The organism is Rhodococcus sp. SJ-3, assembly GCF_051918125.1.
Taxonomy (GTDB): Bacteria; Actinomycetota; Actinomycetes; order Mycobacteriales; family Mycobacteriaceae; genus Rhodococcus.
On the sequence record NZ_CM123306.1, the window covers coordinates 4712014 to 4732393 of the forward strand.

General features: G+C 65.8%; 18 protein-coding genes. 10 read left to right on the forward strand and 8 right to left on the reverse strand.

All coding sequences use genetic code 11. From position 1 onward, the window contains the following. The first annotated feature begins 57 nt into the window (after positions 1–57). The gene (locus tag ACTDXD_RS21975) at positions 58–1632 is read left to right on the forward strand and encodes an ABC transporter substrate-binding protein (protein ID WP_440124332.1); all 1575 of its coding nucleotides are present in this window, start codon (positions 58–60) and stop codon (positions 1630–1632) included. 259 nt (positions 1633–1891) lie between these two features. Here the strand turns inward: ACTDXD_RS21975 and ACTDXD_RS21980 are convergent, their stop codons facing one another. From ACTDXD_RS21980 to ACTDXD_RS21995, 4 genes are read right to left on the reverse strand one after another with little or no spacing between them, the layout of a single operon-like run. Further along, positions 1892–2671 (reverse strand): hypothetical protein, encoded by a 780-nt coding sequence (locus ACTDXD_RS21980; protein ID WP_440124333.1) that lies wholly within the window; start codon positions 2669–2671, stop codon positions 1892–1894. A 10-nt stretch (positions 2672–2681) separates the two neighbouring features. After that, positions 2682–3482, reverse strand: coding sequence for a hypothetical protein (locus ACTDXD_RS21985; protein ID WP_440124334.1), 801 nt, complete (start codon positions 3480–3482; stop codon positions 2682–2684). Beyond that, positions 3479–5923: a TPR repeat region-containing protein gene (locus ACTDXD_RS21990; protein WP_440124335.1), complete on the reverse strand. Its 2445-nt coding sequence runs from the start codon at positions 5921–5923 to the stop codon at positions 3479–3481. The genes ACTDXD_RS21985 and ACTDXD_RS21990 overlap by 4 nt, the downstream gene beginning before the upstream one ends. Positions 5924–5973: 50 nt before the next feature. Beyond that, on the reverse strand, positions 5974–6273 hold the full coding sequence (locus tag ACTDXD_RS21995; protein WP_440124336.1) for a type VII secretion target: 300 nt from the start codon (positions 6271–6273) through the stop codon (positions 5974–5976). An 80-nt stretch (positions 6274–6353) separates the two neighbouring features. On the opposite strand from ACTDXD_RS21995, the gene ACTDXD_RS22000 reads away from it, so the two are divergent. Continuing rightward, positions 6354–6794: a hypothetical protein gene (locus tag ACTDXD_RS22000; RefSeq protein WP_440124337.1), complete on the forward strand. Its 441-nt coding sequence runs from the start codon at positions 6354–6356 to the stop codon at positions 6792–6794. Positions 6795–6840: 46 nt separating this feature from the next. Here ACTDXD_RS22000 and ACTDXD_RS22005 read toward each other — a convergent pair whose 3' ends face one another. Further along, positions 6841–7617 (reverse strand): SDR family NAD(P)-dependent oxidoreductase, encoded by a 777-nt coding sequence (locus tag ACTDXD_RS22005; RefSeq protein WP_440124338.1) that lies wholly within the window; start codon positions 7615–7617, stop codon positions 6841–6843. A gap of 62 nt (positions 7618–7679) precedes the next feature. Continuing rightward, entirely contained in the window at positions 7680–9191 is a 1512-nt protein-coding gene (locus ACTDXD_RS22010) for a class I adenylate-forming enzyme family protein (RefSeq protein WP_440124339.1), read from the reverse strand. Between the two features lie 106 nt (positions 9192–9297). Here ACTDXD_RS22010 and ACTDXD_RS22015 point away from each other — a divergent pair, with 106 nt between their 5' ends. Genes ACTDXD_RS22015 through ACTDXD_RS22025 form a run of 3 tightly spaced genes read left to right on the forward strand, consistent with a single transcriptional unit; the run spans position 9298 to position 12510 of the window. After that, positions 9298–10476, forward strand: a complete 1179-nt coding sequence (locus ACTDXD_RS22015; protein WP_440124340.1) for a CaiB/BaiF CoA transferase family protein — start codon at positions 9298–9300, stop codon at positions 10474–10476. Beyond that, entirely contained in the window at positions 10473–11741 is a 1269-nt protein-coding gene (locus tag ACTDXD_RS22020; RefSeq protein WP_440124341.1) for an acetyl-CoA hydrolase/transferase family protein, read from the forward strand. The genes ACTDXD_RS22015 and ACTDXD_RS22020 overlap by 4 nt, the downstream gene beginning before the upstream one ends. Position 11742: 1 nt before the next feature. Continuing rightward, the gene (locus ACTDXD_RS22025) at positions 11743–12510 is read left to right on the forward strand and encodes an enoyl-CoA hydratase/isomerase family protein (RefSeq protein WP_440124342.1); all 768 of its coding nucleotides are present in this window, start codon (positions 11743–11745) and stop codon (positions 12508–12510) included. Positions 12511–12617: 107 nt separating this feature from the next. Here the strand turns inward: ACTDXD_RS22025 and ACTDXD_RS22030 are convergent, their stop codons facing one another. Then, complete coding sequence (locus tag ACTDXD_RS22030; RefSeq protein ID WP_330131729.1) at positions 12618–12863, reverse strand: DUF2631 domain-containing protein; 246 nt, start codon at positions 12861–12863, stop codon at positions 12618–12620. Between the two features lie 188 nt (positions 12864–13051). Here ACTDXD_RS22030 and dxr point away from each other — a divergent pair, with 188 nt between their 5' ends. The 5 genes from dxr to ACTDXD_RS22055 all read left to right on the forward strand — a co-directional run bounded on the left by dxr (position 13052) and on the right by ACTDXD_RS22055 (position 19447). Further along, positions 13052–14173 (forward strand): 1-deoxy-D-xylulose-5-phosphate reductoisomerase, encoded by a 1122-nt coding sequence (gene dxr, locus ACTDXD_RS22035; RefSeq protein ID WP_440127747.1) that lies wholly within the window; start codon positions 13052–13054, stop codon positions 14171–14173. 15 nt (positions 14174–14188) lie between these two features. Further along, entirely contained in the window at positions 14189–15406 is a 1218-nt protein-coding gene (locus ACTDXD_RS22040; RefSeq protein WP_440124343.1) for a M50 family metallopeptidase, read from the forward strand. Between the two features lie 45 nt (positions 15407–15451). Next, positions 15452–16603, forward strand: coding sequence for a flavodoxin-dependent (E)-4-hydroxy-3-methylbut-2-enyl-diphosphate synthase (gene ispG / locus ACTDXD_RS22045; RefSeq protein ID WP_169688699.1), 1152 nt, complete (start codon positions 15452–15454; stop codon positions 16601–16603). Between the two features lie 123 nt (positions 16604–16726). Then, positions 16727–17563 (forward strand): GNAT family N-acetyltransferase, encoded by an 837-nt coding sequence (locus tag ACTDXD_RS22050; protein ID WP_169688700.1) that lies wholly within the window; start codon positions 16727–16729, stop codon positions 17561–17563. A 117-nt stretch (positions 17564–17680) separates the two neighbouring features. Beyond that, positions 17681–19447 carry a penicillin-binding transpeptidase domain-containing protein gene (locus ACTDXD_RS22055; protein WP_440127748.1) on the forward strand — a complete coding sequence of 589 codons (1767 nt, stop codon included), beginning with the start codon at positions 17681–17683 and terminating at the stop codon, positions 19445–19447. A gap of 18 nt (positions 19448–19465) precedes the next feature. On the opposite strand, the gene ACTDXD_RS22060 is transcribed toward ACTDXD_RS22055, so the two are convergent. Further along, entirely contained in the window at positions 19466–20323 is an 858-nt protein-coding gene (locus ACTDXD_RS22060) for a LuxR C-terminal-related transcriptional regulator (RefSeq protein WP_440124344.1), read from the reverse strand. Between the last annotated feature and the right edge of the window lie 57 nt (positions 20324–20380).

Sequence of the window (20380 nt, forward strand, 5' to 3'; positions counted from 1 at the left end):
TCGACCTCCGACCGTCCACGGGCATCGTCCGGGACGATTCCATTCTTGTGAGAGGCCATGATGTTTCGACACAGACGTGTACTGTCAGCAGGCGCTGCGGCGTTCGCTGCCGTCCTCCTCCTGGGCTCGTGCGGCGACTCGGGTTCGGACGACTCGAGCGCGCCGATCGAATCCGGGGATCCGGTCGCGGGAGGCACCCTCGAAGTCCTGCAGACGGGTGAGCCGCGGTCGCTCGACCCCGCAGCCTTGACCAACTACTGGGCATTCCAGCCCACGCTCGGCAACGCCCTGTACGGCACATTGATGGTCAACGATGTCGAGAGTCTCGAGATCGACTACAAGATGGCCACCGAGTTCTCGACTCTCGACGGCGGCAAGACGTTCACCCTGAAGCTTCAACCCGACCTCGTCTTCACCGACGGCACACCGCTCGACGCCGCTGCCGTGAAGTACAACTGGGATCGCCTGACCGATCCTGCGCTGGGATCCACTACGGGACGGTGGGCAGCGCAGATCGAGGAGACACGCGTCGAGGATCCGACCACTCTCACGGTCACGATGCGATCGGAGAACCCGCACTACGCGCAGGCGGTCGTGGGGAGTTCGCTGAACTGGATCGCGTCCCCCGCCGCCCTCGAACAGGGGCAGGCCGCATTCGACGAGAACCCCATCGGTGCAGGACCGTTCACTCTGGAATCGTGGACACGTCAGGACTCCGTGAAACTGACCAAGAACCCGGACTACTGGGACGCGCCAAAACCGTATCTGGACAGCCTCACGATCCGCACGGTCAGCGACACCAACCAGCGCGTGAACGCGATGACCACCGGCGCAGCGGATTTCGCGTCGGAGACGAACTGGGAAAGCATCGACAAGCTCGAGAACGCAGGTCTGAACACTAAAGTCGTCGCGACCGGCGGCGGTCAGTTCATGGGCATGAACTTCCGGCGCGCGCCGTTCGACGACGAGCGTGCACGTCGCGCCGTGACACTCGCCGTCGACCTCGACGCGATCAACACCGCTGTCTACAACGGACAGGGCGAGGTCCCGGAAACGCTCTTCGCCGAGAGCTCACCGTTCTTCACCGACATCCCGCTCAAGGAGACCGATCCGGAGACTGCCCAAGATCTGTTCGACGAACTCGCCGCAGAAGGCAAGCCGGTGTCGTTCTCGTTCCTGTCGTACCCGACCACCGAGAGCAGGACCCTCGGTGAGGCACTCCAGGCACAGCTCAGCGCATTCGAGAACGTCGAGGTGAACGTCGACGTGGTCGACTACCCCCAGGCCGTGGCCCGGACCGGATCCCACGACTTCGACATGCTGATTTCCTCGGCCATCATCCAGGACCCCGACACCCCGCTGTGGCTGGCCTTCCACAGCGCCTCGGCCGGCAACAACGTGGGCGTGTCCGATCCCGAGCTCGATGCCGCGCTCGATGCCGGCCGCATCTCGGAGGACGTCGACGAACGGAAGCCCGCGTACAACACGGTGCAGGAGCGTCTGACCGAACTCGTCCCGGGCATCTGGTACTACCGCGCCGTCCCCGGCGTCGTATGGGCCGACAACGTGCACGGTGTCGAGGTGTATGCGCTCGGGTCGCCGTTGCCCGAGGAAATCTGGGTTACCGAATAGCGTGAGGGTCGCAGCGATGGATGGGGCGATCTTCCACGATCGTCCCATCTGTGCAGACGTGTTGCTCGGACTGGCGTTGTCGACCAAGTCCGAGACAGCCCTGAAACTTGCGCTCTGTCAAGGGATCTCGCCGCAATGCCGTGGGACGATACCCGGAAACTCTCGGGATACCGGGTCCAGATCTCGCCTGAACCGATCGACGAGGCTACCGTCCGCTGTTCGGTTGGAACCTCACTCAGCGCAGCGACGGCACCGAGGTTCACCATCCGGGGTAAGCGGGCAGGGTGTCGGGTGGTGTGTCGGTGGTGAGTACGAAGTAGTCGTTTTCGATGGCGTCGGGGGCGTATTGGTGTCCCCACTGCCTGCAGGCGTGGGTGTGGTCGCGTCCGGAGGAGCCGTCGATGTTGATGTTCCAGCCGGTGAAGACGTCGTAGGTGGGGGCTTGCCATTGTGGTTGCCCGGTGTCGTCGGTGGGTGGGGTGGCGGTGGGTTCGGTCGGTTGTAATGCTGTGGGTGGTGTGTCGGTGGGGGTGCGTTCGAAGACGAGTTTCAGGTTGAAGTCGCCGGTGGTGACGGAGCGGCTGTACCGGCCGTCGGCGTTTTTTACTGCGACATTCGATGTTTGGTGGCAGGTGTGGGCGATGAAACCGGTGTCGGTGGGTTCGATGCGCATGATGTGGAAGTAGGCGGTACCGAAGTGCTGCGTGGTAATTGGGGGGAATTCCAGGTATTGGTCTTTCGTTTGTTGGTCGATGGCTCGGGAAAACCCTGGGTAGCTGTCTGTGAGGGGATTGGCGAGCGCAATCTCATTGGCTTCGATCGCCGCGCGCGCGAGGGTGGCTTCCTCACTGAACAAATCGATTCCGGGTTCGGAAGACCAGATGAGGGTGGAGTGACGTCGACTCTCAGGAACGCTGTAGTTGTCTGGTGAGGTCGATTCTGTGGTGGTCGGTGTCTCGGGTGGGGTGGTGTTGGTGGTGCCGCATGCGGCCACGGTCAGTGATGTGAACAGGGTCAGCATTGTGAATGTCGATGCCATGTGCATGTGTTCACCATCCGGGGTAGGCGGGCAGGGTGTCGGGTGGTGTGTCGGTGGTGAGTACGAAGTAGTCGTTTTCGATGGCGTCGGGGGCGTATTGGTGTCCCCACTGCCTGCAGGCGTGGGTGTGGTCGCGTCCGGAGGAGCCGTCGATGTTGATGTTCCAGCCGGTGAAGACGTCGTAGGTGGGGGCTTGCCATTGTGGTTGCCCGGTGTCGTCGGTGGGTGGGGTGGCGGTGGGTTCGGTCGGTTGTAATGCTGTGGGTGGTGTGTCGGTGGGGGTGCGTTCGAATACGAATCTTGGATTGTGCTCTCCGGTGGTGACGGAGCTGCTGTAACGGCCATCGCTGTTCTTTGCCGCGACGTTGGCGTTCTGTCTGCAGGTGTGGGCGATGAAGCCGGTGTCCGTGAGTTCGATGCGCGCGATGTGGTATCGCCCAGTGCCGACCTGCTCCGCTGTGCCGCGGGACAACTCGGCATACTGACTTCTTGTCTCCTGGTCGATGGCGCGGTCGAATCCTGGGTAACTGTCGGCACTCGAGCCGGCGAGTGCGATCACGTTGGCTTCGATCGCCGCGCGCGTGAGGGTGGCTTCCTCGCTGAACAAATCGATTCCGGGTTCGGAAGACCAGATGAGGGTGGAGTTGAGCAGGTTCTCGGGAACTGAGTAGGTTGCCGGAGTAGAAGAACCTCCCGTGCCGGGGATCTCCGACATCGGCGCACCAGGAACGGCTACAGGACCGGAATTGCACGCTGTCAGCATGATTGCGGTGAAGGTGAGAATGGGCGCCGACACGCGCGACGGTCTCATACCGGCCACCTACTCATCCCGGTGGGTTTGCCATCGCCGCGAAATACGGACTCAAACATTTTCTGGTTATCGGAGTTGTGGAAGATGTTGTCGTAGTAGGCGTTGACCGCTGTCGAGTGCTGGCCAATGTACTCGTCGACATGTCGAATGCCTGCACGCTCGAAGGCTCTCGGAGTTTCGTCGACAATGCCTTGTCTGACGCGCTCGATATTCTGCAGGTCCCCGATGTTCTCGGTGCGCCCCGTCATGAGTTCCCCATACGTGATCAAGGTGCCCTCGTCCGTCACCTCCGGTGGGAGGTCGGTGACCGGAACCCGGCCCGAGTCGACGAGTTCGGTGAGGATGGTGTATTTGATCTCGTTGTCGGTCATACGAACCTGGTCAGGGCCCGATTCGTGCTGACCGAGGCGAAAACGAGCTTCCGGCGACTCGGAGAACCGGTCGGTGAGATTGCCGTCGGCATCGATGATGTCGCCCGAGATCAACGCTCCAGCCGTGTAGACAGCGCCCGACGCCGCGACACCCCACGGTGGAGGGAGATAGCTCAATCCGGTGGCTGTGATCGCCTGCCCGGCCCCGAAATGCCCGGCACGTGTTGCGGCGCGGTCGGATTTTGCTTCGTCGGCGTCGCTCGACCTGTCGCCGAGTTCGGTCCTGAGACCGCCTTCCACCACTGCGCGGAGCCGCCCGGAGGTTTCGCCGAGCGAGATCGGCGGCGGATCCACCTCCGAACGCGCGAACGCGCGGTCGATCTCCTCTGCCGCCGCGAGCGCATGTCCGCTGATGAGCGTGCCCGCGTGCGGGTCGCTGTCGAGCAGGGAATAGATGCGCGTTGTCTCGACCGGCCCGAGGCTGTCGAAGGTGTCGTGGTAGGCCAGCCTCGGATCGTCGGTCACCATATCGATCACATACGGTGACAACGCCCCGGCGATCGACTGTGTCAGGGCCGGGTTGACCTCTCCGAGAGCAGCTCTCCCGTCGCCGACACCGGGTATGTCCATCAGTCTTCCGTAGGGATTGGTGTTGGCCGCGTCGGTCAACGCGACAGGGGAGTCGGAACCCGACGACGACAGCATCAGCGCGAGCGAGTGCGCTGCCTCACCTGCGCGTTCGGCGCGAACCGTGTCGTCGGGGTCGGTTACCGCGGAGTCTTCGGGGATCCAATCCACGAGACGACCGAGTGTTGCTCCGTCGTCGTTCCAATTGTGCTCGAACAGCGGCATCAACGTTCGGGTGTTGTCGGACGCGGTGAGCAGTTCGTAGGAGGCATCCTCGTTCCGCAGTCCGATGTCCAGGAATTTTTCTGCGACGGGCTCGTACGAGTCTCGGTAGAGACCCCCGGTTCCCGAGGAAATGTCGATCAGGCGCGACGCCGCGTGGTCGAGTTCGTTCGCGAATTCCTTGCCGGGAACGACACCGGGGTTGGCCTCGCCGAGGAGGGCCGCCATGCTGCCGAGTCGTCGTTCCGAATACACGTCGTCGAAATAGTCTCCGGAGAAGCGTGGTTCCTCACTAGTCTCGTTGATACGAGAGAGTGTGTCGCGCAGGGCGTCCGGAACGAGGTCGTAGCCGCCGGTCGTGTTGCCGTCTCCGACATTCTCATTCGAGATCGTGAGGAGTCCGTTGGCGAGTGCGTCGAGTCGGGACGCCGCATCGTCGTCGCCGGATTCCTCGCGGGTGCGCAGGACCTCGGCGACATCGAGGAGTCCGTCCGTGCCTGCCTCGCGGTAGAAATCGCGCAGGTAGTTCAGTGCGACCGTTGGCACAGAGGTGATGCTGTCCCCGCGCGCGAGCGCGTCCAACTGGGCGGGGGAGAGTTGGGCGGCAATGAGGATGTCGCCGATCCGCTGAAGATCCTCGGGCGTGAGGGTGCCGTTGCGCGCCGCGGAACCGTCGCCGGCGGCATCGGCGCGGGCCAGGTTTCCGTAGTGGGCGAGGAGATTCGGGTCGAGGTCTGAGTCCCGTCGCACGGTGACGAAGGCGTCGGCGACGGCGGTGGAGGCAGCGGTGTCGGCGGTGTCGACTGCCACGAGATCTGCGGTGATGATCCTGGTCAGGATGTTTGCACGCTGACTCAGCGCGGCCATCTGGATGATGATCTGGGATCCGCTCGAGTCCGGCGCACCCGAGACAACAGGTGGTGGTGGCGTCACGGTGCCGTCGTCGGCGACCGAGAACCCGGATTCCCGTGCGCTGAGAACGTGGGCAACGGTTGTTCCGAGCGCATCCTGTATGCGTCCGGCATGGGTCGTCAGCTCGGTTGCGGCATCGGCCAGGCCAGTGGCGAGGGTGCGGCCCGGATGCAGGACGTTGTGGACGTGGCTGCGCATCGTGTCGCCGGTGTGCTCGGTCCAGAACGTATAGGACCCGGCAGCGGTGTCGCCTGCCTTTCGGAACTGACCGTCCAAGGTCGCCCCGGCTTCGGCCCACGAGGCCGCCATGGAGTGGAGTGTGTCAGGTGACCATGCAAGTACCTGCGAGACGGTGGGGGTCACCACAGAGCGGACCCGTCCACCGAAACAAGCTGTGCTGCAGTGTCGTCGTCGGTGGCCTCGTAGGCTTCGGCACTCGTGACCAACCGGTCGCGGGTGTCGGTGAGATGATGGGCGACCTGCTGGAGTGCGGTGTGGGCGAGCAGAGCGTGCGCCACGACAGCGGTCGCGATCGACGACCCGGGCAGACCGTCGATGACGGAGCTGCACCCGTTGTCGGTGCGGACGTCACCTGCCTCTGCGCCGGTGGCGCCCATCGTCGATGCGAACGCCCGCACCAATGCTGTATCGACGTACACGTATCCCCCCGATGCATCCGGCCCCCGCGGATGATCGGCTACGGTAGCCCAGCCATGTCGGTACGCCGCGAGGGGGGTTCGTGAATTCTGATGTATTCGGTCGAGGGGCGGGGTCGGGTATCGACCCGTTGTCCGGGCAACTCGACGAACTGGTTGCTGCATTGACGACCGCGAGCGCTACGGCGAGCAGCGCCACCGTGACCGTACGGGTCGGCGCCGATGGGTCGGTGCAGGACTTGCAGATCGATGACGGGGCGCTGCGAGGTGGCGGGGCGTTGCTGGCGTCTCACCTCATGCAGGTGATCGGGCGTGCGCATGCGGAGTTGGGTGAGCGTCGTCGAGCGGCGGAGTCGGCATTGCGGTCGGATCCGCGTATCGCGGAAGCCATCTCTGCGGTGACCGATGCTGCTGACGCGCCGCTTCCGCGAAATATGCAGGCCACCCGTCGAGGGCCGGAACACGGCGACGTCCGGCCATCGTCTTTCCTGGTGCCTGCAACGGAGAGACATCGGCAGTACTGATGCCGAAGCACAGGTGCCGGCGACGTCCTCGTACCCGCCGCAGGTACTACCGCGCGGTCCAACCGCCGTCGACGACGATGGTCTGGCCCGTGACGTAGCTTCCCGAATCCCCGGCCAGCCATGCGACGGCACCGATGATGTCGTCGGCCGTACCTTCCTTCGGGAGTGGGGTGTTGCGGCGCAGGTACTCGGCAGCGCGTTCGCTCTCGTACAGCGGGCCGGTGATCTCGCTGCGAAAGAACCCCGGTGCCACGGTGTTGACGCGGATCGAGTGCCGTGCCCACTGCACGGCCAGTTCGGACGTGAGACCGGACAGGCCGAGTTTGCTTGCCGCATAGGACGCCTGGGGGATTCCCGGGATACCCACACGACCACTGATCGATGAGATGTTGATGATCGTGCCACGGCCGATCGCGCGCATGTGCGGGAATGCGTCCTGAGCGAGGCGGAACGGAGCCAGGAGATTGAGGTCCATGGTGCGCCGGATCGCGCCTAGCGGCTCGTCCTCTGCCCGCTCTTCGGTGAACATGCTGCCCGCGCCGTTGACCAGGATCTGCGGTGGGCCGAGCAGGTCTGCCACGGCCGGTACGACGCTGCCGACCTGATCGAGATCCGACAGATCGCAGGTGACGGCCAGGCCTCCGAGCCGTTCGGCAAGTTCTTCCAGGCGGTCCTTACGCCGTGCCACGACGGCGACTCGTGCCCCCAGCGACGCGAGGGTCTCGGCGACTGCAGCACCGAGGCCTGAGGACGCGCCGGTCACGATCGCAACCCGGTCTTCGAGGCCGAACATTCGTGCGGCGGCGTCGGAAGTCAGTGCCACGGGGTCTCCTCGGATTCGAATGCATGCCGGATTCTTGCAGCATTGGCGGTGTACGTCGATCGTCAGATCGTGGCTGACCGGCGGTGCGCGTCGATCAACTCGGGAAGGCCGGCGCGCTGGATCTTGCCCATGGCGTTGACGGGTAGAGCATCGACCCGCGTCCAGATCTCCGGAACCTTGTACGGTGAGAGTTCCCGCCGGCATAGTTCGGTGAGTGCCTCGAAATCGGGTTCCTCGACCTGGCTTTCGATCACCGCGGCGACCCGTTGCCCGAGCCGATCGTCGGAGATCGGATATACGGCGACCTTGGTGACGTCCGGGTGGGTGCCGATCACCCGCTCGACCTCGAGCGGGTACACATTGGCGCTACCCCGGATGATGACGAGCTTCTTGCGGTCCAGTACCGTCAGCCTGCCGTGCTCGTCGACGGTTCCGATGTCGCCGGTGGCAACGGGGCCCGGTTCCGGTGGGCTGATTACGCTGTCCTCCAGGTATCCGAGCATGGGTGTCCACACGTGCGCCCACGGACCGCTGTTCGCCGCGGTCAGTCGCAGTTCGCCAAGCTCACCCGGGGGGAGGCGCTGACCTGCGTCGTCGTAGGCCGCCACGTCGAGATGCGGTAGGACAGTTCCGCTCGAGCGTGGCTGCCACTCAGCGCCCACGGGATCGATCGACACGACGGTGGGCGCCTCGGTCAGGCCATAGGTGACGCGGGGATCGAGGTGGTGTGCGTCGGCGAATGCTCTGCGCAATCCATCCGGCGTGTCGCTGCCGCCGCTCCAGACCTCTTCCAGAGAGCCGAGGTCGAGGTCGGGGCGCGCGGCGAGGTCGTAGATCTGGGCCGGGGCCCCGTTCCATACCGTCACCCTGCGTGTGGCGATCCATTCGGCGACGCCCTCGAGATCCCGCCGGTTCATCACGACGGCGCATCCGCCGGCCTGCGCGGTGAGCAAGGTGGACAGCACCATGAGGTTGAGGATCGTGAACGGGAAGCTGTCGCCCTTACGTAGATCCGGGCCGTACCCCCGGGTGGCGACGAGGACCGCGCCCGGAAGCAGGAGATTGCGCTGGCTGTGGACCACTGCCTTGGGCTTTCCGGACGTGCCACTCGTGAAGGCGATTCCGGCGGGTGCATCGACGTCGAGGTCGAGTGCGGGCGCTCGGTCCCCGCGGGCGAGTAGTTCCGCCCACCTGTCCGGATCCGCACGGCCGGGAGTGCTGAGCTTGCAGTGTTCACCGGCGAGAACAACTGCCGGTGTGCAGAGGTCGTGGAGGTATTGCTGTTCGGCGGCGGGGAGGGCTTCGCCGATGCCGGCCCACACGGCTCCTATTCGTTGGGTGCCGTGGAAGGCTGCGATGATGTCCAGATCGTTGGGCAGGCATGCCGCGACCCGGTCTCCGGGGCGCACCCCGAGTGCCCACAGGGCGCCGGCGGCCCGGCGGGCCTGGTCGTCGAGATCCGAGTACGACCAGGTTCCCGAGGCGGCGTCGACGGCGGGCGCATTCGGGCGCTCCGCGAGCGCGGTATCGAGGACTCTGTCGATCGTTCCCGGGATGGCATTGTTTTCGTCCACCCACCAGTCATACCACTATCCTTGTAAAGATTCATCTGATAGTTTGGCGCCCACCCGGACGGATGCGCATCCGGGACTTCCGACCCGACGCAGCGAGGTTTCGCCGATGAAACACCCAGGTCCCCTGTCCGGAGTGCGTGTCGTCGATCTCACGGCGATGGTGATGGGGCCCTACTGCACCCAGATCATGGCCGATATGGGAGCCGACGTCGTCAAGATCGAACCCCCTGTCGGCGACAACACCCGATTCATCTCTGTCGGACCGGAGCCGGGCATGGGCGGCGTGTTCGTCAATGTCAACAGAGGCAAACGCAGCGTCGTCCTCGATCTTCGATCCGACGAGGGTGCAGCGGCCCTGCGCGAACTCATCGCCGGCGCCGACGTGTTCATCCACTCGATGCGCGCTACTGCGATCGCCCACCTCGGTTTCGGATACGACGAGGTGGCGGCCCTGAACCCGTCGATCGTGTACACGAATTGCTACGGGTACGGGCGCGGCGGCCCCGACTCGAACCTCACCGCATACGACGACACCATCCAGGCCGAATGCGGACTGCCGTCCGTGCAGGAGCAGTTGACGGGCGAATCCGGCTACGTCGGCACTATCATCGCCGACAAGGTGGCCGGGCTGACCGCCCTGTACGCCACCATGATGGCGCTGTTCCATCGTGAACGGACGGGAGAAGGCCAAGAGGTCGAGGTCGCCATGTTCGAGACCATGGCGGCCTTCATGCTCGTCGAACACGGCAACGGGGCGATGTTCACGCCGCCGCTGGGACCCGCGGTGTATCCCCGAGTGGTGGCGCCCAACCGGAAGCCCTACCGCACCAAGGACGGTCGGATCGCAGCGCTCGTCTACAACGACAAGCAGTGGAGCGCGTTCGTCGATGCCGTGAAACCACCGTGGGCCGGCGAACATTTCGCGACGCTCGCCCAGCGAGCGGCACGCATCGACGAAGTCTACCGCCTTCTCGGCGACACCTTCCTCGAGCGGACGACGCAGGAATGGCTCGATCTCCTACGCTCCCATGACATCCCGGCGGCGCCCGTCCGAAATCTCGACGAGCTGTTCGACAATCCGCACCTCGAGGAAGTCGGGTTCTTCGAGAATGTCGAATCACCGTACGGCACAGTCAAATTCCCGGGCCCTCCGGCCTGGTTTTCGCGCACACCCGGACGCATCTCGGGGCCAGCGCCCAGGCTCGGGGCACACACCGACGAGATCATGGACGACCTTCGTGCTCCCGCCGCGGCCCGGCCCGAGAGCGCCGAGAGTGACGCATGAACGTCCTCGCCGCACTTGACATCGATGTCCGTGAGTTCCTGCGCCCCGGCGACCGCATCGTCATCGGGCAGGCCTGCGGAGAACCCACTACCCTCATCGAAGCCCTGATCGCCCAGGGAAAGGACATCGGTGACCTCACTGCGTTCGTCGCGACCAGCTTTTCCGGGATCTTCGGCCCCGAGACGGCAGGCAGCTTCAGGCTGTCGAGCATGGGCGCGATCGGTGCGCTGCGGTCGATGACGAAAGCGCATTGCCTCGACGTCATCCCGTGCCACGTCAGCCAGGTCGGGCCGATGATCGAGGCCGGCATCTTCGGATGCGACGTGGCCTTCGTCCAGGTGAGCGAAGCCGATGCCGACGGGAATCACAGCTACGGACTCGTCAGCGACTACGTGCAGGCAGCGGTGGGCAAGGCTCGTGTCGTGGTCGCGGAAGTCAACGATCAGGTGCCGTTCACACAGGGCCTGATGCTGCCCGCATCGAGGATCGACTACGCCGTGCACACTTCGCGTCCGCCGGTCGAGGTGCCACCGGCCCGGATCAGCGACATCGACGCGGCCATCGCGCGACATGCCGCCGACTACATCGGCGACGGTTCCGTCATCCAGATGGGAGTCGGCGCGGTCCCCGACGCGCTGCTGCGACTGCTGTCGGATCGCAGGGATCTCGGCGTCCATTCGGGGATGCTCGGGGACGGCCTCGTCGATCTCGTCGAAGCGGGTGCGGTGACCAACGCGCGCAAGCGAATCGACCAGGGGGTGTCCATCACCGGAGCGCTCATCGGGACCCGGCGCCTCTACGATTTCGCGCACGACAACCCACAGATCAGAATGTGCCCCACCTCGTACACCCACGACGCGGCCGTGCTTGCGCAGTTGGAGCGGCTCGTCACCATCAACTCGGCGATGGAGGTGGACCTGACGGGTCAGGTCAACGCAGAGCAGAGCGGCGCAGCCTATCTCGGCGGGACCGGCGGCCAGGTGGATTTCGTGCGCGCGGGATCCCGGTCGCCGGGAGGTCACGCCATCATGGCCCTGCCCGCGACCGCGAAGGCAGGCACGATCAGCCGGATCACCTCGACGTTGTCGGGCCCGGTCACCACAGCCCGCAGCGATGTCGACGTGATCGTCACCGAGTTCGGCGCCGCGGATCTGCGCGGCCGCTCGCTCGCCGAGCGGGCCCGTCGACTGATCGTCATCGCCCACCCCGACTTCAGAGAAGGCCTGGCGCGTGACGCCCACACGATCGAGCAGCGAGGTTTCTGAAATGAGCGACGCCGTATTGTTCGATGCCCGCGAGGACGGTATCGCGATCATCACGCTCAACCGCCCCGAGGCGCGGAACTGCCTCGCCAAAGACGTCCGCGAGGGCCTGTACGCCGCGTGGGAACGATTCGAATCCGACCCCGCGCTGCGCGTCGCGATCCTCACCGGAGCGGGCGACCGGGCGTTCTGCGCCGGCGGCGACCTCAAGGAAATGGTGCAGACCGGGATGCGGGTGCCGCCCCGCGATCTGATCCCGGTGCCGTACGACAACGTCGAGCTGACCAAACCGACCATCGCGGCGGTCAACGGTGCCGCATTCGCCGGGGGATGGCTCCTGGTCCAATCCTGCGACCTGGCGGTCGCGAGCACCACCGCCACCTTCGCGGTCACCGAGGTGAAGGTGGGCAGGAGCTCACCGTGGGCGTCGCCCCTGATCCACATGATCCCGCAGCGGATCATGATGGAGATCCTGCTCACCGGAAAACCCATCACGGCCCAGCGCGCATACGAAATCGGGCTCGTCAACCGAATCGCGGAACCACCCGTGCTGCTCGACTCCGCACTCGAACTCGCCCGCGAGATCCTCGCCGGCGCGCCGCTGTCGGTGCGAGCGGCGCGGGAGACAGTGATGCTCGCCACGGAGATGGGTCGATCGGCCGCGCTGGCGGCCGCGCGACACGCATCCGAGTACTGCTACAACAGCGACGACGCCCAGGAAGGCCCGAGGGCATTCGCGGAACGGCGCGCGCCCGAGTGGTCGGGGCACTGACCGGCCACGGCGCCCTCGAGATACCGGTCCCGGAGACGACAACACCCGAGGTGCACCTGCGCACCTCGGGTGTTCGTGTGTTCGAGTCCGTCTCGGACCCCGCCGGTCTACCGGGGCTTGCGGCGCCTGACGATGTCGCGAACCAGGATGAAGACGATCACGGCTGCGAAGCCGATCAGGTACAGGTTTTCGACCCAGCCGCTGTGGTTACCGATCATCATCAGCAGCAGGAACACTGCGAAGATCCAACCCAGGGCGCGGAACAGCCGCGGAGCTTCACCGCTCCATCCCCACTCGGCCGACGGCACTTCTGCCGTAGAGACGTGAGTGGGCTGCAACTCGGTACCGGCCACCGTTGTTCCTCCTGCTCGCCAGATGCTGGTGTTGCCGCTCATCGTGACATACGACCGCCCGTCGTATGAAGTGGGGGCCGTAGTCCGCGCGTCGCATTCGTCCCGGTCCGCCACCGCGGGGCGGAACCCTCGGTGGCATCAGCGACAATGTGTGGGTGGCCGACACAGAGACCTTTGACCGCACGCGGGTGCTGCTTCTCGGCAGCACCGGCTCCATCGGAACCCAGGCACTCGAGGTGATCGCCGCGAACCCGGACAAGTTCGAGGTCGTCGGCCTCGCCGCCGGGGGCGGCAACATCGACCTGCTGCAGGAACAGATCCGCGCGACCGGTGTCGCCGACATCGCGGTCGCCGATCCTGTCGCGGCATCCCGGCTCGATCTCCCTGTTCGGAGCGGCTCCGACTCCGTCACCCGGCTAGTGGAGGAAACCGAAGCGGACGTCGTCCTCAACGCATTGGTCGGCTCTCTCGGGCTCGAACCCACCCTCGCGGCCCTCGCGACCGGTGCACGACTGGCACTGGCCAACAAGGAGTCGCTGGTCGCGGGCGGGGGATTGGTGACCGCGGCGGCAGCACCCGGGCAGATCGTGCCGGTGGACTCCGAGCATTCCGCGCTCGCGCAATGTCTGCGGGGCGGCACCGGCGACGAGGTCGCGCGGCTCGTGCTCACGGCATCGGGCGGACCGTTCCGCGGCTGGACGACCGCGCAACTCGACTCTGTGAGCCCGGAACAGGCAGGCGCGCACCCGACGTGGTCGATGGGCCCGATGAACACGCTCAACTCGGCGTCACTCGTCAACAAGGGGCTCGAGCTCATCGAGACGCACCTGTTGTTCGGAGTCGACTACGACCGCATCGACGTCACCGTGCATCCGCAGTCGATCGTGCACTCGATGGTCACCTTCGTCGACGGTTCCACGCTTGCGCAGGCGTCGCCACCGTCCATGAAACTGCCGATCGCACTCGCCCTCGGATGGCCCCACCGGGTCTCCGACGCGGCGCCGGCGCTCGACTTCGCGACAGCCTCGACGTGGCACTTCGAGCCCGTCGACAACGATGTCTTCCCCGCGATCGAACTCGCGCGCGCGGCCGGGCGGGGCGGCGGGTGCCTCACCGCGGTGTACAACGCCGCCAACGAGGTGGCTGCCGAGGCATTCCTGGACGGTGCGCTCTCGTTCCCTCGGATCGTCGGTACTGTGGAGGCGGTGCTCGGCGACGCCGATCAGTGGTCGGCCGAACCCGCTACCGTTGACGATGTGCTCGCTGCCGACAGCTGGGCCCGTGAGCGGGCTCGCACACTCGTCAAGTAGGAGGATCGGCCACACATGCTGTTCGTTCTGGGCGTCGTGCTCTTCGCCCTCGGCATCGCCGTATCCATCGCCTTGCACGAGGCCGGCCATATGTGGACCGCGCAGAAACTCGGCATGAAGGTCCGGCGCTACTACATCGGCTTCGGGCCCCGTGTGTTCTCCTTCCGGCGCGGAGAGACCGAGTACGGCCTCAAGGCGATCCCGGCCGGAGGCTTCTGCGACATCGCGGGAATGACCGCGCTCGACGAACTCGAGCCCGACGAACACGACCGCGCGATGTACAAGCAGAAGACATGGAAACGCCTGGTCGTCATGTCCGGCGGCATCGCGATGAACTTCCTCCTCGGTATCGTGCTCATCTACGGGCTGGCGGTGACCGGAGGGCTTCCCAACACCGACAACCGCGCGGTGGTCGGGGCGCTGGACTGTGCAGCGCCGACTCAGGCCGGGCCACCGGATTACGAGCCGGCCGAGTGCTCGGGAACCGGTCCCGCTCAGCAGGCCGGCATCGAGGTCGGCGATGTGATCGTGGCGGTCGACGGCACCCCCGTCGAGACCTTCCGTGATCTCGTCACGGAGACGCAGGCACTGACGGGCACCGCGGAGTTCACCGTCGAGCGCGGCGACGAGACCCTCACGTTCCCGGTCGCAATCCAGCAGGTGCAGCGCTGGGTGTACGAAAGCAGCGCGCCCGACGCGGAGCCGGTCTCGCGGGAGGTCGGCGCGATCGGTGTCGGCGGCGAGCCGACCGTCCTCGAATACAGCCCGCTGTCGGCGGTGCCGGCCACCTTCGAGTTCACCGGTTTCCTCGCGGTGCGCACCGCCGAAGCCCTGGTGTCGCTGCCGAGCAAGGTCGCCGACCTGTGGACCGCGGTGACGGGTGGGGAACGGTCCATCGACACACCCGTGAGTGTCGTCGGCGCCAGTGTCATCGGTGGGCAGTTCGCCGAACGCGGAATCTGGGAGTCGTTCGTGCTGCTGCTCGCGCAGCTGAACTTCTTCCTCGGAGCGTTCAATCTGCTGCCGTTGCTGCCGCTCGACGGCGGGCACATGGCCGTCGCGATCTACGAGCGCATCCGCAACTGGTTCCGTAATCTGCGCGGACTCCCGGTCGGCGCGCCCGTCGACTACATGAAGCTGCTGCCACTGACCTATGTCGCAGTGGTCATCGGCGGCGCGTTCATGGTGCTCACTCTCACAGCAGACATCGTCAACCCCATCCAGCTGTTCTGACCTGCGCCGGTAGAATCGCGCAGTAGCTACGAAAGAAGGCGAACTGTGACCAGCCCCGTCGGATTGGGCATGCCCGAGATCCCCGCCGTCCTCGCGCCCAGGCGAAAGACCCGGCAGCTCATGGTCGGTGGCGTGGGTGTCGGAAGCGACCATCCCATCTCGGTGCAGTCGATGTGCACCACCAAGACCCACGACATCAACGCGACCCTTCAGCAGATCGCAGAGCTCACCGCTGCCGGATGCGACATGGTCCGTGTCGCGTGCCCGCGCCAGGAAGACGCCGATGCGCTGTCCGCGATCGCGAAGAAGAGTCAGATCCCGGTCATCGCCGACATCCACTTCCAGCCGCGCTACATCTTCGCGGCGATCGACGCCGGCTGCGCGGCGGTCCGCGTCAACCCGGGCAACATCAAGGAGTTCGACGGCCGCGTCAAGGAGGTCGCCAAAGCGGCCGGCGACGCGGGTATCCCGATCCGTATCGGTGTCAATGCGGGTTCCCTCGACCCACGCATCATGGCCAAGTACGGCAAGGCAACACCCGAGGCCCTCGTCGAATCGGCGATGTGGGAGGCAGGCCTGTTCGAGGAACACGGCTTCGGAGACATCAAGATCTCCGTCAAACACAACGATCCCGTCGTCATGGTCGAGGCCTACCGGCAACTCGCCGCCCAGTCCGACTACCCACTCCACCTCGGTGTCACCGAGGCGGGCCCGGCATTCCAGGGCACCATCAAATCGGCTGTCGCATTCGGTGCGTTGCTGTCGCAGGGCATCGGCGACACGATCCGGGTGTCGTTGTCCGCCCCACCCGCCGAGGAGATCAAGGTCGGCGGTCAGATCCTGCAGTCGCTGAACCTCAGGCCACGCAAACTCGAGATCGTCTCGTGCCCGTCGTGCGGTCGCGCGCAGGTCGACGTCTACAAGCTCGCCGACGAAGTCACCGCCGGACTCGAAGGGATGGAGGTCCCGCTGCGTGTCGCGGTGATGGGTTGTGTCGTCAACGGTCCCGGCGAAGCCCGCGAAGCCGACCTCGGTGTCGCCTCCGGAAACGGAAAGGGCCAGATCTTCGTCAAGGGCAAGGTCATCAAGACCGTGCCCGAAGCTCAGATCGTCGAAACGCTCATCGAAGAAGCGATGCGTATCGCGGAGGAGATGGAAGGCGCGGGAGCGGGCTCCCCGACGGTGTCCATCTCCTGATACGCATGGGGCGTTCGAGACGCCTGCGGCGTACTCGGACCCGTGGATCGGGACATGATTTCCCCGACGGCGTGACACATGGCACTCTGATTCCGTATCGGCTTGTCGACGGGTGGTGAGCGAGTGCTCAAGCTTCTTGGTGTCCGGTCGTTGGGAGGCCGCGACACGGCCGCGGTGCAACGGGTGCTCGCCCGCGACCCCGTGGCGTCGTGCATGGTGGCGGGGCGTGTGGAGGAGTACGGCCTCGACCACCGCTCGTTCGGCGGGGAAATATGGAGCCGCGGCGGTCCCGACCAATCGCTGTGTTTCTCCGGCGCAAATCTGATTCCGCTCCTGGGCGACCCGGATGACATCCACGCCTTCGCCGAGCGGGCCGCCCGCGGACCCCGGCTGTGCTCCTCGGTGGTGGGGCGCGCTGAGTACGCACTGCCGATGTGGGAGCTGTTGGAATCGACGTGGGGACCGCCGCGCGAGGTGCGTGCGGAGCAACCGCTGCTCGTGCTCGACCGCGAACCCCTCATCCAGCCCGACTCGCGCGTTCGGCGAGTCCGGCCGGAGGAACTCGACCGGTATCTGCCCGCGGCGATCTCCATGTTCATCGAGGAGGTCGGGGTCGATCCGCGGGCAGGTGACGGGGGGGCAAGCTACCGGCGTCGTGTCGCGAGTCTCATCGCCGCCGGACGCGCGTGGGCGAGATTCGAAGGCGGCCGTGTCGTGTTCAAAGCAGAGGTCGGCTCGGTGTCGTCGGCCGTGGGGCAGATCCAGGGTGTCTGGGTAGAGCCGGAAATGCGCGGGCAGGGCCTCGGTACCGCAGGCACCGCCGCGGTGGCCGTTGCGGTCACTGCGAGCGGTCGTCTCCCGAGCCTGTATGTCAACAGTTTCAACGTCCGGGCGCGAGCCGCTTACGCGCGAGCGGGGTTCCGCCAGGTTGCGACCTTGTCCACGGTGCTCCTGGACTGAGGTGGCGCCTGAGCCGAATCCGGGCCCCGAGCCCTTACGATGGCGGCGATGAGACCTCGATCCGCTCCGTCGTGCCGTGCCGCGGGGAGATCCGCGGCCGCCGTCACGGCGCTGCTGATGCTCCTCGGGCTCGTCGCAGCCTGTACCCCGCGCGCCGCGGGCCCGGAACCGGCGGCCCAGCTGTTCCTGAACGCCTTCGCCGAGCAGGATTTCGAGGGGGCGGCCACCCGCACCGACCGACCCGATGATGCCGCGAGCTCGCTTGTCGAGGTCTGGGACGGACTGCAGGCGGAGTCTCTCACGGCAACCACTACTGGAGCCCGGCTCGACGGTGACTCCGCGGTGGTCGATTACAGCTACGAATGGCACCTTCCCAAGGATCGAGTGTGGCAATACACCGGACAACTGCACATGGGCCGCAGCGGCGAGGACTGGGTGGTGCGCTGGTCCAAATCCGCCGTGCACCCCCAGCTCGGCGATCGTCAGACGATGTACCTCAGGAGCGATCCTGCACCGCGGGCGCGGGTCAATGAGCACGCAGGAAGCGACGTGCTCGTGCCGGGCGTCGTGTACGGCATCGCGTTCGACGGGTCCCGGAGCCCCGATATTCCGGCTGCGGCGCGCTCGCTGTCGGCGGCGATCTCTCGGTTCGACCAGTCCTTGACTGCCCAGTCGATCGCCGAGTCCGTCACCGCAGCAGACGGACCGCGTGCGGTCGTGCGTCTTCGCGAGGATGATTACGAACTCGTCGCCGACGCGCTCGCGACCATTCCCGGTGTTGTCGTCACCGAGCAGGCGGACATGGTCACGACCGATCGCACCTTCGCGCCCGACCTGATCGGCCAGGTCAAGAAGACCGTCATCGACCAGGTCGACGGCACTGCCGGCTGGAGCGTGGTGCTCGTCAACCAGTACGGCGTCGAAACCGGTGTCCTCACGGAGACTGCGCCGCAGCCGGTGCCGTCGTTCTCGATCAGCCTCGACCGTCCGATCCAGGTCGCTGCCCAAGCGGCGGTCGATGGCCGTGTCGAACAGGCGATGATGGTCGTCGTCGAGGCCTCGACCGGGGCCGTGCTCGCCGTTGCTCAGAACCAGGCGGCCGACAAGGACGGCCCGGTTGCGCTCATGGGCCAGTACCCGCCGGGCTCGACCTTCAAGATCATCACCTCGGGTGCGGCGATTTCGAACGGACTCGCGACCCCGGAGACGATGGTGCCGTGTCCAGGCCGGATCACGATCGGCGAGCGCAGCGTTCCCAACTACAACGAGTTCGCGCTCGGCACCGTCTCGATGGCCACCGCGTTCGCGCGCTCGTGCAACACGACCTACGCCAAGCTCGCGTCGGAGATGGAGCCCGATGCACTCACTGTCGCCGCCGCCCAGTTCGGTATCGGTGTCGACTACGACGTCGTGGGCATGCCGACGGACTCGGGCTCCGTGCCGCCCGCAGAGGATCTCGTCGAACGCACCGAGGACGGATTCGGGCAGGGCAAGGTGGTCGTCAGCCCGTTCGGGATGGCGCTCGCCGCGGCGACGGTATCGAGCGGTCGTACCCCGGTCCCGTACCTCATCCAGGGGAGGGAGACGGCCCGGGAGGGCGAGGCGCCGCCGATCTCCGCTGAGGTGGTCGACGGACTGCGGGGCATGATGCGTCTGGTCATCACCAGTGGTACCGCCGATCGGATCCGTGATCAGGGCGACGTCTACGGCAAGACGGGCGAAGCCGAGGTCGAGGGTGGGTCGCACTCGTGGTTCGTCGGCTATCGGGGCGACCTCGCCTTCGCGACGCTCGTGGTTCGCGGTGGAAGTTCGGACAACGCGGTGGGCGTCACCCGCGACATGTTTGCTGCTCTGCCACCCGAGTACCGGGAAGACGGGGCGTGAGCCGCACCCGCAACACGGTCAGGGCAGCAGACCCAGTTTTCTCGCGACGACCACGGCTTCATGGCGGGAATGCACATCCAGTTTGTTCATGGCGCTGCGCAGATAACTCTTGACGGTCTCGGAGCCCACCGCCAAGCGCCGGGCGATCTCGGCGTTGGTGCAACCCAACGCCACGTAGGACAGGACATCCGTCTCACGCGTCGACAGCGTGACCACGGTGTCCGATGACGACTTGCCGACGAGCGTCGACGCGAGACGATCGGACAAGGCCCTGAGTTGCTGCCCGAGTCCGGCGTCGTCGACGTTCTGAGCCAGCGTGCGCAACTCGGCGTGGATCTCCCGTACCTCCGTGTCCGCGATCGGTTTCTTCGTGTCGGAGCAGAGGTAGCCGAGCATCGCGACCCGTCGATCCACTTCGTCGCGCACGGTGATCTCGCTCGCCAGCCTGGTCGCGGCGTGGACGAAGGCGCTCACGACCCGATCGCCGAAGCGGCTTCGCTCGCGCACCGCGCCGTACAACACGGCCCGGGCAGCGCCACCGACCACCACCGGTACCGCCAGGATCGAGCGCAACCCCTCACTGAGCACCGGACGGTCGAAATGATGGGTGATCGACGAGGCGCTTCCGTAATCGGCGACGGTTATCGGACGCGCCTCGTCGAGTGCACGGCCGCCGAGTCCTGCGCGCGGCGGTACGACGACCCCCGACAGACCGTTCGTCCGCGTGCCGAGAAACTCGCTCAGGTGCAGGTGGCCGTTCTTCACCTCGCCGGCGAAGACAACGGGGACCTGTGCGTGCGAGGCAGTTCGGCGCAATTCGCTCCGTAGTGCGTCGCCGTCTCGGGGACGAAGCAGGGAGGAGGCAGTGGTGGACACTGTCGGCCACCCCTTTCCGGGGGTATCGGGAGGGTTCTGTGACAGGAATCATAAATT